Genomic DNA, 13,733 nt, shown 5'->3' with positions numbered 1-13,733 from the left:
GGGGGAGTCGGTCGTCAGCGCCCGACGACGACCTGTCCCATTGGGTAACCACCGTCAGCCTGACGAGAGAGGTTGCCGAGCTGCATGTCGGCGAGGTACCGCTGCGGGTCCGCCACCGCGACCGACACCGTGTAGGTCCCGGGAGCGATCGAGGGGACACGGACCGACGTGGAGTACGTCCGGCGTCCCGGCAGGTGCCGCTGGAGGTCGGCGCTGACCGGGATCGTCGCGACCCGGTTGCCGTTGGCGTCGGTGAGGCGGAGCTGCAGCTGCCAGGTGTCGTACGTCGGTGCGACACCGTCGTTGCTCAGCGAGACCGAGACGTTGGACCGGCCACCCGAGGTGAGCTTGCCGACCGTGAGGCTGCGCACGGAGTACCGGAAGCCGGCCGAGCGCACCGCGTCGGCGTAGGCCGACTTCTGCGTCGCGCTCATGGCGTCGTACTGCAGGCGCATGTTCTGGCTGGAGGTCGTGGAGATGTGGAACTTCTTGACCTGGTCACGGCCGACGACCGGGTCGCCCGTGGTCGCCCACTCCGTGAAGAACGGGCGGGTGCGCCACACCGACTGCAGGCGGGCGTCGACGGCGGCCATCGAGTGCATGTTCGGGGCGCCGAGGCTGTCGGTGCGCAGGCCCATGTTCGGGTTGGTGGCCAGCGCCTTCAGCGTGAAGTCGACGCTCTGCATCGTGTTGAACAGGACGTGCTTGGTCGGGAAGGCCCGGTTCACGGCCCGCACGAGGCGCAGCGCGTTGTCCTCGGTGATCTTGGTCGTGGGGTAGTCCACCCACCACTCGCCGTACTTGCCGTAGCCACCGACGTCGACGTAGCCCAGGCGCGGGTCGTTGCCGTAGCGCCGGCCGAGCTCGGCCATGAGGGACTCGTAGCCCGAGAGGAAGGCCTCGCTGTTCCAGTCGGGGATCTTCGTGCCCTCCTGGAGGGGGACGAAGGAGGGGGTCACGGCGGGGAAGGACACCTTGTCGGTGCGGTACTCCATCCAGCAGCCGGGGCAGTAGGCCATGACACGGAAGCCGAACTTGGACTTCGCGGCGCCGGCCTTGCTCAGCCCGTCCTCGATCCACTTGAAGTCGAACGCGCCCTTCTGCGGCTCCAGACGACCCCAGTAGACCTGGTCGCGGTAGTACAGGTCGGGGGCGGACCACGACGCGGGCTGCGGGGCGTACCCCATCCACTTGTACTGTCCGCGAAGGGAGTTGGGGATCTCGGTGCTGGAGGCGAGCAGGCCGGGGGTGAAGGTGACCTTCTTGGGGGTCGGGTCGGCCGCGCCAGCCGGAGCCGCAGCGAGAGCGGCAACGAGAGCGGTCGCGATGATGGCGACCGCGCCGGCAAGACGCCGGTGGGCGGGGGTGCTCATGACTTTCCTCTCCGGGTGAGTCCCGGTTGACGCCTTGTCTCCCGGGCCGGATGAGCACCCCCTGCGGGCCTTCTCCGGTGTCTGTGTCAAGGCTGACACGCCGTTCGTGAACGAATGACGCGATCGCGAATGCCTTTACCAACTTCTGACCGTTCGGATGACTCGTCCAGAGGTTTCCGGGCCCTGACGGCGGTCCGGCTGGTACTGGACACTGTGACCAGCGAAACGCCGATAGAGCCCGCGAAAGTGTGCGCTCGTTGCACAGGACCCGAGGCATTGGTTCCATCGTGACCGAGAACGTGATTCCGTAGGTGAAACGGCCCACGAGGCCGACGACCACTCACGAGGAGGTGAGCGCGGTGTTCGAGGAAGGACAGCTCTACTCGGCCGTGACGACCGACGCCGACGGACTGGTGCAGGTGCACCTGGGGGAGAACCACCCCGGCTTCACCGATGCCGCGTACCGCACCCGCCGTGGCGAGATCGCTTCTGCCGCACTGGCCCGCCGACCCGGCGACCCCGTGCCGACTATCGAGTACACCGACGAGGAGCACGCCATCTGGCGCCTCGTCTCCGCCGAGCTCGCGCCCAAGCACGACAAGTACGCGCACTCGGAGTTTCTCGCCGCCAAGGACGCCCTGCGCCTACCGACCGACCACGTGCCGCAGCTCGCGCAGGTGTCCGAGCAGCTGCAGCCGCTCACCGGCTGGTCGTACACCGCCGCCCCGGGCCTGGTCCCGCTGCGCGAGTTCTACGCCGACCTCGGTCGCTCGACCTTCAACTCCACCCAGTACCTCCGTCACCCGAGCCAGCCGCTCTACACCCCGGAGCCGGACATCATCCACGAGGTGATCGGCCACGGGAACCAGCTCGCGAGCCCGCGCTTCGCCGCCATCACCCGCGCCGCGGGCGAGGCCAGCCGACGGCTCGAGACCGACGAGGCGATGCAGTTCGTCGCCGACGTCTTCTGGTTCTCCATCGAGTTCGGCGTCATCGCCGAGGACGGCGAGACCAAGGCGTACGGCGCCGGCATCCTGTCGAGCTACGGCGAGATGGACGAGTTCGGGCACATGGACATCCGCCCGCTCGACCTCCACGCCATGGGCACGCTCAACTACGACATCACCGCCTACCAGCCGGTCCTGTTCCGCGCCGAGAGCCTGGACCACCTCGAGGGGGTCGTCGGTCACTTCTTCGAGACCGTCGACGACGACCTCGTGGCCCGGCTGCGCGCCGAGGCGTCCGCCAGCGCCTGAGCACCGGACCCACCCCACGGCGACGGGCCCCCGACAAGGATGTCGGGGGCCCGTCGTCGCGTTCCGGGTCAGTGCGCCGCGGACAGCAGGCCCATGAGGGCGCCGGAGGCCGCGAGCTGCCCCCCCGCCATCGCCTGCACGACCGACACCATCGGCATCGGCAGCGCGGCCTGGTGGGCGAGGTCGCCGCCGGCGCTGACCCCGGCGACGCTCGTGCGCCCGAGCTCGTCGACCCGGATGCAGCCGGACGGGTTGAGCTCGAGGCCGAGCTGCGCGGCGAACGGCGCGGACTGGGTGAAGCGCGGCGCCACGAACAACGCCGCCACCCGCTCCTCGCGGCCGTCGGCCAGGGTGAGGACGACCTCGTCGCCGTCGCGGTGGGCGCGCTCGACCCGGCCCGGGGCGACCGCCACGCCGTCGGGGAGCCCGTCGGGCGCCTCGTCCTCGTGGGGCAGCACGACGAGCGACCCGGCGACCGGCCCGAGGATCCGGGACAGGTGCGGCGCCGCGGCCGACCCGAGGATGCCGACGCGCCGCCCCGCCGCCTCGTGGCCGTGGCAGAACGGGCAGGCCGCCACGAGGTCGCCCCACAGGGCGTCGAGCCCCTCGATGCCGGGCAGCTCGTCGCGCAGCCCGGTGGCCAGGACGACCGCGGCGGCCACGACCTCGTGACCCGACCCGCCGGTGAGGAGGAAGCCGCCGCCGTCCAGGGGCGCGACGGTCTCGACCCGCTCCTCGCGGACGTCGACGGTGGCGTAGGCCGCGAGCTGCGCCCGGGCGGTGGCCCGGAACTCGGCGGGCGGGGTGCCGTCGTGCGTGACGACGTTGTGCATGTGCGCGACGGTGGCGTTGCGGTAGCGGCCGTCGTCGAACAGGGTCGCGCGGCGGTGCACGCGGCCGATCGTCAGCGCGGCCTGGAGCCCGGCCGGTCCGCCGCCGATCACGGCGACGTCGATGGCGTGAGGGGTGTCCACGGGTTCTCCTCGAGGGTCGGTGGGAATGTTCCGGCCAGCGTGGACCTTCAGGTCGACATGAAGGCAAGTCCTGTGCCGCAGTTGACCGTCGGGGAGCTCGCGAGGCGCTTCGGGCTCGAGACGCACGTGCTGCGGCACTGGGAGGACGCGGGTCTGCTCCAGCCGGCGCGCGACGCCTCCGGCTACCGCCGGTACGGCCCCGACGACGTGACCCGCGTGGCCGTCATCCTGCGCAACAAGGCGGCGGGGATGACGCTCGAGCAGGTGGGCGTCCTCCTCGACGGCGGGGCCGCGAACCGGCACGAGGTCCTCGAGGCGCACCTGCGCGACCTCGCCGAGCGCGCCGAGTCCATCGAACGGTCCCGGGAGATGACCGAGCACGCGCTGCGCTGCCGCGCCCACGACATCACGGCCTGCCCGCGCTTCGCCGGCTTCGTGGCCGACGTCGTGGAGGGGGCGACGTTCGAGGGCGACGGCTGGCACCGGCGCCATCCCCACGACTGACGACGAACAGCGGCCGCGGGGGGAGTGGTCTCCCCGCGGCCGCTGCGTCGTGGTGGGGCGCCGGCGGCGCCTGCCGTGGTCGGGTCAGTGGTTGACCGCCTCGCCGACCCCGTGGCCGGTGAGGCTGCGCACCTCCATCTCGGCGTACTTCTGCGCGTTGTACTCCTTGCTCGTCACCGAGCCGAGCCACCCGAGGAAGAACGCGAGCGGGATGGAGACCAGGCCCGGGTTGTCGAGCGGGAACCAGTGGAAGTCGATCGCCGTGTTGGTGATCATCGACTGGCTGGGACCGCCCTCGACCAGCGGCGGCTTGCCCGACACGACCGGGCTGAAGACGATCAGGCCGATCGCGCTGATGAGGCCGCCGTAGATGGAGAACAGCGCCCCGCGGGTGTTGAACCGCTTCCAGAACAGCGAGTACAGGATCGTCGGCAGGTTGGCGCTCGCCGCGACGGCGAAGGCCAGGGCCACGAGGAACGCGATGTTCTGGCTCTTGGCGAAGATCCCGCCGATGATCGCCACGATGCCGATGACGACGGCCGCGATGCGGGCCACCCGCACCTCGCTGCCGGCCTCGGTGACGCCCCGCTTGAAGACCTCCTTGTAGAGGTCGTGGGCGAAGGTCGCCGACGTGGTGATGGTGAGCCCGGCGACGACCGCGAGGATCGTGGCGAAGGCGACACCCGAGATGACCCCGAGGAGCACCGACCCGCCGAGCTCGTAGGCGAGCAGCGGTGCGGCCGCGTTGGCCTTGCCGGGCGCGGCGTTGATGGTGTCGGGGCCGACGAGGGCCGCGGCGCCGTAGCCGACGACGAGGGTGAGCAGGTAGAACCCGCCGATGAGCCAGATGGCCCACTCCACCGACTTGCGCGCCTGCTTGCTCGTCGGCACGGTGTAGAACCGCTGGAGGACGTGCGGCAGGCCCGCGGTGCCGAGGACGAGCGCCATCGACAGGGAGATGAAGTCGATCTTCGTCGTGAGGTTCTTGCCGTACTTCAGGCCGGGCTCGAAGAGCTTCTCGCCCGCCTTGGGCGAGTTGTCGGCGGCGGCCTGGAACAGCCCCGAGAGGTTGAACCCGTACTTGCCGAGGACCCACACGGTGATGACCGCGGTGCCGGCGATGAGCAGGACGGCCTTGATGATCTGCACCCAGGTCGTGCCCTTCATCCCGCCGATGAGGACGTAGGCGATCATCACGGCGCCGACGACGGCGATGACGAGGTCCTGCGCGAAGTCGCCGCTGATCCCGAGGAGGAGCGACACGAGGCCGCCCGCCCCGGCCATCTGGGCGAGCAGGTAGAAGAACGAGACGGACATGACCGAGATCGCGACGGCGATCCGCACCGGGCGCTGCTTGAGCCGGTAGGACAGGACGTCGGCCATGGTGAAGCGCCCGGTGTTGCGCATGAGCTCGGCGACGAGCAGCAGCGCGACGAGCCAGGCGACGAGGAAGCCGATCGAGTACAGGAAGCCGTCGTAGCCCTGGAGGGCGATGGCGCCGGCGATGCCGAGGAAGCTCGCGGCCGAGAGGTAGTCACCCGCGAGGGCGATGCCGTTCTGGCGACCGGAGAACGCGCCGCCGGCGGTGTAGTACTGCTCGGCGGTCTTCTTGCCGGACGCCACCTTGATGACGATGACGAGGGTCACGACGACGAACGACGCGAAGATCGCGATGTTGAGGGCGGGGCTGCCCACGGTGGTGGCGGCGTCGGCCGCGGGGAGGAGAGCCATGCTCAGTGCTCCTTCTGCGCGTCGAGCTGGGCACCGAGCCGGTCGGCCAGCGGGTCGAACTCGCGGTTCGCCCACCGCGCGTAGAGGAACGTGATGGCGAACGTCGTGACGAACTGGCCGAGCCCGAAGAGCAGGCCGACGGTGATGGTCCCGAACACGCGGGTCCCCATGAACCCCGGCGCGAACATCGAGAGCAGGACGTAGAGGAAGTACCAGGCGAGGAAGAACGCGGTCGTCGGGAAGACGAACCCGCGGAACTTGCGGCGCAGCTCCTGGAACTCCGAAGTGGACTGCAGGGCGAGGTAGGAGTCCTCGGTCCGCGTGCGAGCGTCGTTGCTCACGGTCACCTCCAGGGTCGGTCCGGGACCGTGCGGCCCGGGTCGCAGCCCACAGTGGTGGGCGGTGAGGGGGGTGGGAACGCCCCGGCGCGCGGCCCTCGCCGGGCGGGTCGGGCGCTCGCCGTGCGGCGGGTGCACGTGCGCTGAACGGTGGGCGTGGCACGACGAACGGCAGGTCACGGGCGCGCGGGTCGCCCCCTGACCTCGACCGGTGGGCGACCGGCATGATGGGGCCGTGCGTGCACTGCGGAAGGTCCAGCCCGGTCCAGGTCTCGAGCTCGTCGACGTCCCCGAGCCCGAGTGCGGCGACAAGGACGTCAAGATCAGGGTGCTGCGGGCGGGCCTGTGCGGCACCGACCTCCACCTCGAGCAGTGGGACGAGTGGGCCGCCGCCACGGTGAACGTGCCGATGACGCTGGGCCACGAGTTCTTCGGCGAGGTCGTCGAGGTCGGGGCGGACGTCGACCACGTCGCGGTCGGCGACCGGGTCTCCGGCGAGGGGCACCTCGTGTGCGGGACCTGTCGCAACTGCCGCGCCGGACGACGGCACCTGTGCATCAACACCGTCGGCGTCGGCGTGAACCGCGACGGCGCGTTCGCCGACTACGTCGTCATCCCCGCGACCAACGCGTGGGTTCAGCCCGCCGACCTCGACCCCGACCTCGGCGCCCTCTTCGACCCCCTCGGCAACGCCACCCACACGGCCCTGCAGTGGCCGGTCGTGGGCGAGGACGTCGTCGTCACCGGGGCCGGCCCGATCGGCGTCATGGCGACGGCGATCGTGCGGCACGCGGGGGCGCGGCGCATCGCGGTCACCGACATGAGCGACGAGCGGCTCGCGCTGGCGAAGGCAGCGGGGGCCGACCTCGTCGTCAACGTCGGCTCCGGCGGCTCCCTGCGCGCCGCCCAGCAGGAGCTGGGGATGGTCGAGGGCTTCGACATCGCGCTGGAGATGTCCGGGTCCCCCGCGGCGGTCGAGGACCTCCTCGCCAACATGAACCACGGCGGACGGGTGGCCCTCCTCGGCCTGCCCAAGGACCGCTACGCCATCGACTGGGGCCGCGTCATCACGCACATGATCACGCTGCGGGGCATCTACGGCCGGGAGATGTTCGAGACCTGGTACCTCATGGGCGCGATGCTCTCGTCGTCGCCCGAGCTGCGGCGGGCGGTGTCGTCGGTCGTCACCGGGCGGTACCCCGCGGAGGAGTGGCAGTCGGCCTTCGCCGAGACCCGCTCGGGCACCGGCGGCAAGGTCGTCCTCGACTGGAGCTGAGCGGCGGGGCCTAGGCTGGCTGGTCGGCGACCCCGACGAAACCCGACCCCCGAGGAGGACCCGTGTACGGCGCGGTGAAGGACGAGCTCAAGGCGACCCTGGCGGAGATCGAGGAGGCGGGTCTCTACAAGCGCGAGCGCGAGCTGACGACGCCGCAGTCCTCGCACGTGGCGACGACCGGGGGCGAGTCGCTGAACTTCTGCGCCAACAACTACCTCGGGTTCGCCGACCACCCCGACGTCGTCGGGGCCAGCAAGGCCGCGCTCGACACGTGGGGCTTCGGGATGGCGTCGGTCCGCTTCATCTGCGGGACCCAGACCCAGCACACCGAGCTCGAGGCGCGGCTGTCGTCGTTCCTCCACCAGGAGGCGACGATCCTCTACAGCTCGTGCTTCGACGCCAACGGCGGGGTCTTCGAGGTGCTCTTCGGCGCCGAGGACGCGATCGTCTCCGACGAGCTCAACCACGCCTCGATCATCGACGGGGTGCGGCTGTCGAAGGCGGCGCGGTACCGGTACAAGAACGCCGACATGGCCGACCTGCGGGCCCAGCTCGAGGCGGCGCGGGCGGCCGGGGCGCGGCGCGTCTGCGTCGTCACCGACGGCGTGTTCTCGATGGACGGCTCGTACGCCCCGCTCGACGAGATCTGCGACCTCGCCGACGAGTTCGAGGCGATGGTGCTCGTCGACGACAGCCACGCCGTGGGCTTCGTCGGCGAGGGCGGCCGGGGGACGCCCGAGCTCTTCGGCGTGCTGGACCGCGTCGACATCATCACCGGGACGCTGGGCAAGGCGCTCGGGGGTGCGTCGGGCGGGTACGTGGCGAGCCACCGCGAGGTCGTCGAGCTGCTGCGGCAGCGCTCGCGCCCCTACCTGTTCTCGAACTCGGTGGCGCCGGCCGTGGTGGCCGGCTCGCTCGCAGCGCTCGACCTCGTGTCGTCCTCGAGCGAGGCCCGGGAGACGCTGCGGGACAACGCGTCCCTGTTCCGCGAGCTGATGGAGGCCGAGGGCTTCTCGCTGCTCCCGGGCTCGCACCCGATCACGCCGGTGATGTTCCCGGGTGACGACGGCGCGCGACGGGCGGCCGACATCGCCGACCACATGCTCGGCAACGGCGTGTACGTCATCGCGTTCAGCTTCCCCGTCGTGCCGCGGGGCAAGGCGCGCATCCGGGTCCAGCTCTCGGCGGCGCACTCGCACGACGACGTGCGGTCCTGCGTCGCGGCGTTCGTGGCCGCCCGCGACGCCGTCGGCTGACCCCCACCCCGTTGGCGGCGAGTGCGGAAGTGGTTGCCCCGACGACCGTTTCCGCACTCGCTGTGGACCCGATCGGCGGTGAGTGCGGAAGTGGTTGCCCCGACGACCGTTTCCGCACTCGCCGCGGGTTCGGGGCTGGTCAGTCGTGGATGCGGGAGCGGGCGAGGGCGACCCGCTCGGGCGTGTGCAGCCGCACCATCGTGCGGGTCGTGCCGGGCGGGATGCTGCCGGGCGTCGCGAGGCTGACGAGGACCGCTGTCGCGATGGCCAGGGGTGTGGCCCACATCGCGGGGTTCGCCAGCAGGGCCCCGGCCCAACCGCCGAGGTCGCCCACGACCATCGTCGTGACGATCGCGCCCCCGGCCGATGACGCGCCGACGAGGAGGCCCGCCATCGCCCCCTTCGTCGACAGCCGCCGCCACCACACGCCGAGCATGATGAGCGGCGCGAACGTCGCCGCGGCCACGGCGAAGGCGAGCCCCACGGTGGTGGCGAGGCCGAGCGGCTCGGTGGCCCGGGAGAGCAGGTAGGGCAGGGCGACGGCCAGCACGGCGGCCACCCGGAACCCCCGCACCCCCGGCACGTCGCCCCCGGCGAACCGCGAGAGGCGGGGCCGCAGCAGCTCCTGGTCGATGACGCCCGTGACCGACATGGCGAGGCCGGACGCCGTGGACAGGAACGCGGCGAACGCGCCGCCGGCGAGCATCGCCGTGAGCAGCTGACCGCCGAGGCCGTCGACGAGCGTGCCCGGCAGCCGCAGCACGATGGTGTCGGCGCCGACGCCCTCGGGGAGGACCGGGAAGACGACCCGGCCGAGGGCGCCGTACACCGGGGGGAGCAGGTAGAAGACCCCGAGGAGGGCGATGACGGTGACGGTGGTCCGGCGGGCGCCGATGCCGTCGGGGTTGGTGTAGTACCGGACGAGCACGTGCGGCAGGCCCATGGTCCCGAGGCACAGGGCGAGCACCGTGGAGGCGGTGCGGTAGACGGGGTGGTCGTCGGGACCGTTGGGGGACAACGGAATGCTCCACGTCGCGTCCACCTGGGGCGCAGGGCTGCCCGAGCGGAACCACAGCGCGAGCAGGACGAACGCCGGCACCGCCAGCGCCGTCAGCTTGATCCAGTACTGCACGGCCTGCACGAAGGTGATCGAGCGCATCCCGCCCGCGCCCACCGCGAGGGCGATGACGACCATGACGACGAGCCCGCCGACCCATCCGGGGGCGCCGGTCACGAGGGTGAGCGTGAGGCTCGCGCCCTGGAACTGCGGGACGAGGTAGAGCCAGCCGATCCCGATGACGAGCACGCACGACACCAGGCGGATGGCGCGCGATCCCAGCCGTGCCTCGGCGAAGTCAGGGAGGGTGTAGGCGCCGGAGCGGCGCATGGGGGCCGCGACCATCACGAGGAGGACGAGGTAGCCGAGGGTGTAGCCCACCGGGAGCCAGAGCATGTCGATGCCCCGGTCGTAGATCAGCCCGGCGACGCCGAGGAAGCTCGCGGCGGAGAGGTACTCGCCACCGATCGCGGAGGCGTTGAGCCGCGGCGAGACGGTGCGCCCGGCGACGTAGAAGTCGCTCGTGCGGCGCGAGAGGCGCAGCCCGAGGCCCCCCACGGCGAGGGTCGTGAGGCAGACGAGGACGACGGCCGCGAGGGACAGGGGGTGGTTCACGAGGGCTCGACGACCTCGGTGAAGTCGGCCTCGATGCGCTCGGCCTGGCGGGTGTACCAGCGCGCGAGGAACCAGGCGCACGGGTAGACGAGCCCACCGAGGACGAGCCACGGGAACGGCAGCCAGCCGATGGTCAGGGTGCGGGTGGCCGGGACGAGGGCGAGGACGACGGGCAGCCCGGCCAGGCCCACGACCATCAGGGCGAGGACGGCGACCGAGAGCCGCAGCTGCGCGCGCATCAGGCCGGCGAGGAAGACGTCACCGAGGACGGTCTGCTCGTCGAGCTCGCGGGAGACGGGGCGCGAGCGCATCGGGGTGGCGCCCTTGCGCGAGCTCGTGACGCGAACCCGGGCCGGCGGGGGACCGTCGGGTGTCGACACCGTCAGCCGCCGTTCGGGCGCCGGTCGCCGATGGGGCGGCGCAGCAGGGTGTCGCGCAGCTCCTTGGTGTGGCGGCGGCTCACCTGCAGCTCGACCGCGCCGACGAGGACCGAGCACCGGCCGTGGTCCATCCGGACCTCGGACACGTGGGGGAGGGCGACGAGCGTGCTGCGGTGGATGCGGACGAACCCGAACTCGGCCCACCGCTCCTCGAGGACGCTCAGCGGGACCCGGACGAGGTGCGAGCCGGTGTCGGTGTGCAGCCGGGCGTAGTCGCCGTGGGCCTGCGCGTACCGGATCTGGGTGCGCGTGATGAAGCGGGTCACGCCACCGAGCTCGACGGGGATGGTCTCGTCCTCGATGGAAGGTGGCGCGGGTTCCGTTGTGCCGGAGCCGCGTTCGTCGCGGGCGGCGACGACGCGGCGGATGGCCTCGCCGAGCCGCTCGGCCCGCACCGGCTTCATCACGTAGTCGGTGGCCGCGAGGGCGAAGGCGTCGACCGCGTGCTCGTCGTGCGCCGTGACGAAGACGATCTGCGGGCGCACCGTGAAGCGGGCGATGACGCGGGCGAGGGCCATGCCGTCGAGCCCCGGCATCGAGATGTCGCTGAAGACGACGTCGACATCGCGGGAGTCGAGCACCTGGAGCGCCTCGGTGCCCGAGGACGCGGTGATGACCTCGCGGATCCGCTCGTCGCGGCCCAGGAGGTAGTCCAGGTCGGACAGGGCCGGCAGCTCGTCGTCGACGACGAGCGCGGTGAGTCCCACGGCGGTGGCGGACATGCAGGGCAGCCTACGACCCGGCGTCAGGACCCGGCGTGGATGCCCGGGGCGAACTTGGGCACGCGGAACGACACCCGCGTCCCGGCGCCGGGCGCGGTCTCGACGACGAGCCCGAAGTCGTCGCCGTAGACCTGGCGCAGCCGGGCGTCGACGTTGCCCAGGCCCACGGAGTCGCTGGCGTGGGCGCCGTCGAGGATGTGGCGCACCCGCTCGGGGTCGGTGCCGACGCCGTCGTCCTCGATGCTGATCTCGGCGTCGGAGCCGCGGTCGCTGGCGGTGATCGTCAGGTGGCCCACGCCCTCCTTGGCCGCCAGGCCGTGGCGGACCGCGTTCTCCACCAACGGTTGCACCGCGAGGTAGGGAAGGGTCACGGGCAGCACCTCGGGGGCGATGAGGAGCGAGATCTGGAGGCGGTCGCCGAAGCGGGCCTGCTCGAGCACGAGGTAGCGCTCGACGTTGCGCAGCTCCTCGGCGAGCGTCGTGAAGGGCCCGCCGCTGCGCAGGGCGTACCGGGTGAAGTCGGCGAAGTCGATGAGGAGCTCGCGCGCCCGGTCGGGGTCGGTGCGCACGAAGGAGGCGATCGCGGCGAGCGAGTTGTAGATGAAGTGGGGGCTGATCTGGGCGCGCAGGGCCCGCAGCTCGGCCTCCATCACGCGGGTGCGGGTGCGGGCGAGCTCGGCGAGGGCGAGCTGGCTGGAGACCCAGGCCGCGACCTCCTCGGTCGCGCGGGCGAGGCCGGGTGAGGGCTGCTCGGTCCAGGCGGTGAGCGTGCCGACGACGAGGTCGTCCATGACCAGGGGTGCGGTGACCGTGCTGCGCAGGGGGCAGTCGGGCTCGCTGCACGTGACGTCGTCGCTGCTGTTGACGACCGTGCGTCCGGTGGCCCGGGTCTGCTCGCCGAGCGCGAGGGCGGTGCTCCGGTGGTGCTCTCCCACACCGGTCCACGACAGGACGCTGCCGGGGTCGGAGATCGAGACCGCGCGGGCTCCGAGGATCGAGAGCAGGTGCCGTCCGGCGCGTTCGGCCGCCTCCGGGGTCAGTCCCTCACCGAGGTGCTGGCTGGCGAGCGAGGCGGTGTGCAGCGTGGCGTAGGTGGCGCGGTCGACGGCGGAGAGGAAGCCACGGCGGCGGCTGCGGCGCAGCAGGACGACGGCGAGCCAGAGCAGGAGCATCGTCCCGGCGACGACGACCGCCGTCGGCCAGTGGATGCTTCCCGTCATGGGGTCACCCTAGGGTCGGGGCAGGACCCTGACCCGAGACGATGAGGAGGCCGGCCGTGGCCGAGCTCGACGACGCCCTGGCGCTGACGTGGGACGGGGGCGGCGGTGCTGCGCCCGGTGCGGTCGTCGGCGAGGTCGAGGTGGCCCGCGGGCACCTGGGCGAGGGGTGGGTCATCGGGCGCGCGGTGAACGGCGGCGTCCTCATGGCGCTGGCCGCACGGGCGGGTGCCGAGGTCCTCGGCTCGGCCGGGCACACGGCGCCGCTGACGTGGGGAGCGCACTTCCTGTCCGCAGCCGTCGTGGGGGACGTCGAGGTGCGGGTCGAGCCGCTGCGGCTGGGGCGCACGGTGTCGACGGTGTCGGTGGCGGTCGTGCAGGCGGGGCCGGACGGCCCCGCGGAACGGGTACGGCTGGTCGGGACGTTCGGCGACCTCGACCGGGCCGAGCCGGTGCGCCGCTCGCCCTCGCCGCCGTCGATGCCGCCGCCCGAGCAGTGCCCACCGGCCCGCCGCGACGCCTCGCCCGCGGCCTCGGGGATCGTCATGCTCGACCGGCTCGACGTGCGGGTCGACCCGGCCACGGCGGGGTTCGCGGTCGGGCGCCCGAGCCGGCGCGGCGTCATCCGGGCCTGGCTGCGGATGGCCGACGGCCGCGAGCCGGACGTCGCGATGCTCCCGTACGCGGTCGACGCCCTCATGCCCGTGACGTTCGACCTCGGCGTCCTCGGGTGGGCGCCCACGATGGAGCTGACCGGCCAGGTGCTCGGGACGCCGGCGCCGGGGTGGCTGCGGGTCGAGCTGAGCACCGACACGGTCGTCGGTGACCTCGTCGTGGAGGACGCGTGCGTGTGGGACTCCGCCGACCGGCTCGTCGCGCGCTCGCGGCAGCTGGCGTCGGTGCGCTTCCCGCAGGAGGGGGCGGATGCGGGTGCGGCCCCGACCGCGTCCGACGGCGCCGGGGGCGCTGGCTAG

General features: G+C 72.2%; 13 protein-coding genes. 5 read left to right on the top strand and 8 right to left on the bottom strand.

The window, feature by feature from the left end:
• Positions 1-14: 14 nt before the first annotated feature.
• Positions 15-1,373: a DUF4832 domain-containing protein gene (locus ACFLFB_RS16640; protein ID WP_392543281.1), complete on the bottom strand. Its 1,359-nt coding sequence runs from the start codon at positions 1,371-1,373 to the stop codon at positions 15-17.
• 359 nt (positions 1,374-1,732) lie between these two features.
• Here ACFLFB_RS16640 and ACFLFB_RS16635 point away from each other — a divergent pair, with 359 nt between their 5' ends.
• Positions 1,733-2,629, top strand: coding sequence for a phenylalanine 4-monooxygenase (locus tag ACFLFB_RS16635; protein ID WP_392543280.1), 897 nt, complete (start codon positions 1,733-1,735; stop codon positions 2,627-2,629).
• Positions 2,630-2,697: 68 nt separating this feature from the next.
• Here the strand turns inward: ACFLFB_RS16635 and ACFLFB_RS16630 are convergent, their stop codons facing one another.
• Complete coding sequence (locus ACFLFB_RS16630; protein WP_392543279.1) at positions 2,698-3,603, bottom strand: NAD(P)/FAD-dependent oxidoreductase; 906 nt, start codon at positions 3,601-3,603, stop codon at positions 2,698-2,700.
• Between the two features lie 72 nt (positions 3,604-3,675).
• On the opposite strand from ACFLFB_RS16630, the gene ACFLFB_RS16625 reads away from it, so the two are divergent.
• On the top strand, positions 3,676-4,107 hold the full coding sequence (locus ACFLFB_RS16625; protein WP_392543278.1) for a MerR family transcriptional regulator: 432 nt from the start codon (positions 3,676-3,678) through the stop codon (positions 4,105-4,107).
• Between the two features lie 84 nt (positions 4,108-4,191).
• On the opposite strand, the gene ACFLFB_RS16620 is transcribed toward ACFLFB_RS16625, so the two are convergent.
• On the bottom strand, positions 4,192-5,838 hold the full coding sequence (locus ACFLFB_RS16620) for a cation acetate symporter (RefSeq protein ID WP_392543277.1): 1,647 nt from the start codon (positions 5,836-5,838) through the stop codon (positions 4,192-4,194).
• A gap of 2 nt (positions 5,839-5,840) precedes the next feature.
• Positions 5,841-6,179 carry a DUF485 domain-containing protein gene (locus tag ACFLFB_RS16615; protein WP_392543276.1) on the bottom strand — a complete coding sequence of 113 codons (339 nt, stop codon included), beginning with the start codon at positions 6,177-6,179 and terminating at the stop codon, positions 5,841-5,843.
• A 232-nt stretch (positions 6,180-6,411) separates the two neighbouring features.
• On the opposite strand from ACFLFB_RS16615, the gene tdh reads away from it, so the two are divergent.
• Entirely contained in the window at positions 6,412-7,452 is a 1,041-nt protein-coding gene (gene tdh, locus ACFLFB_RS16610; protein ID WP_392543275.1) for an L-threonine 3-dehydrogenase, read from the top strand.
• A 62-nt stretch (positions 7,453-7,514) separates the two neighbouring features.
• Positions 7,515-8,708, top strand: a complete 1,194-nt coding sequence (locus tag ACFLFB_RS16605) for a glycine C-acetyltransferase (RefSeq protein ID WP_392543274.1) — start codon at positions 7,515-7,517, stop codon at positions 8,706-8,708.
• 139 nt (positions 8,709-8,847) lie between these two features.
• Here ACFLFB_RS16605 and ACFLFB_RS16600 read toward each other — a convergent pair whose 3' ends face one another.
• The 4 genes from ACFLFB_RS16600 to ACFLFB_RS16585 are packed head-to-tail and all read right to left on the bottom strand — an operon-like array spanning position 8,848 to position 12,762.
• Positions 8,848-10,380, bottom strand: a complete 1,533-nt coding sequence (locus ACFLFB_RS16600; RefSeq protein WP_392543273.1) for a cation acetate symporter — start codon at positions 10,378-10,380, stop codon at positions 8,848-8,850.
• Positions 10,377-10,760, bottom strand: a complete 384-nt coding sequence (locus tag ACFLFB_RS16595; protein ID WP_392543272.1) for a hypothetical protein — start codon at positions 10,758-10,760, stop codon at positions 10,377-10,379. The genes ACFLFB_RS16600 and ACFLFB_RS16595 overlap by 4 nt, the downstream gene beginning before the upstream one ends.
• Positions 10,761-10,762: 2 nt before the next feature.
• The gene (locus ACFLFB_RS16590; RefSeq protein ID WP_392543271.1) at positions 10,763-11,542 is read right to left on the bottom strand and encodes a LytR/AlgR family response regulator transcription factor; all 780 of its coding nucleotides are present in this window, start codon (positions 11,540-11,542) and stop codon (positions 10,763-10,765) included.
• A gap of 23 nt (positions 11,543-11,565) precedes the next feature.
• Positions 11,566-12,762 (bottom strand): sensor histidine kinase, encoded by a 1,197-nt coding sequence (locus ACFLFB_RS16585; protein WP_392543270.1) that lies wholly within the window; start codon positions 12,760-12,762, stop codon positions 11,566-11,568.
• 56 nt (positions 12,763-12,818) lie between these two features.
• Here ACFLFB_RS16585 and ACFLFB_RS16580 point away from each other — a divergent pair, with 56 nt between their 5' ends.
• Positions 12,819-13,733 (top strand): thioesterase family protein, encoded by a 915-nt coding sequence (locus tag ACFLFB_RS16580; protein WP_392543269.1) that lies wholly within the window; start codon positions 12,819-12,821, stop codon positions 13,731-13,733.

The sequence above is a fragment of the Oryzobacter telluris genome, assembly GCF_043099285.1.
GTDB classification, from domain to species: domain Bacteria; phylum Actinomycetota; class Actinomycetes; order Actinomycetales; family Dermatophilaceae; genus Oryzobacter; species Oryzobacter telluris.
The sequence above is the reverse complement of the archived record's forward strand: the minus strand, read 5'-3'. Positions and strand labels throughout refer to the sequence as shown.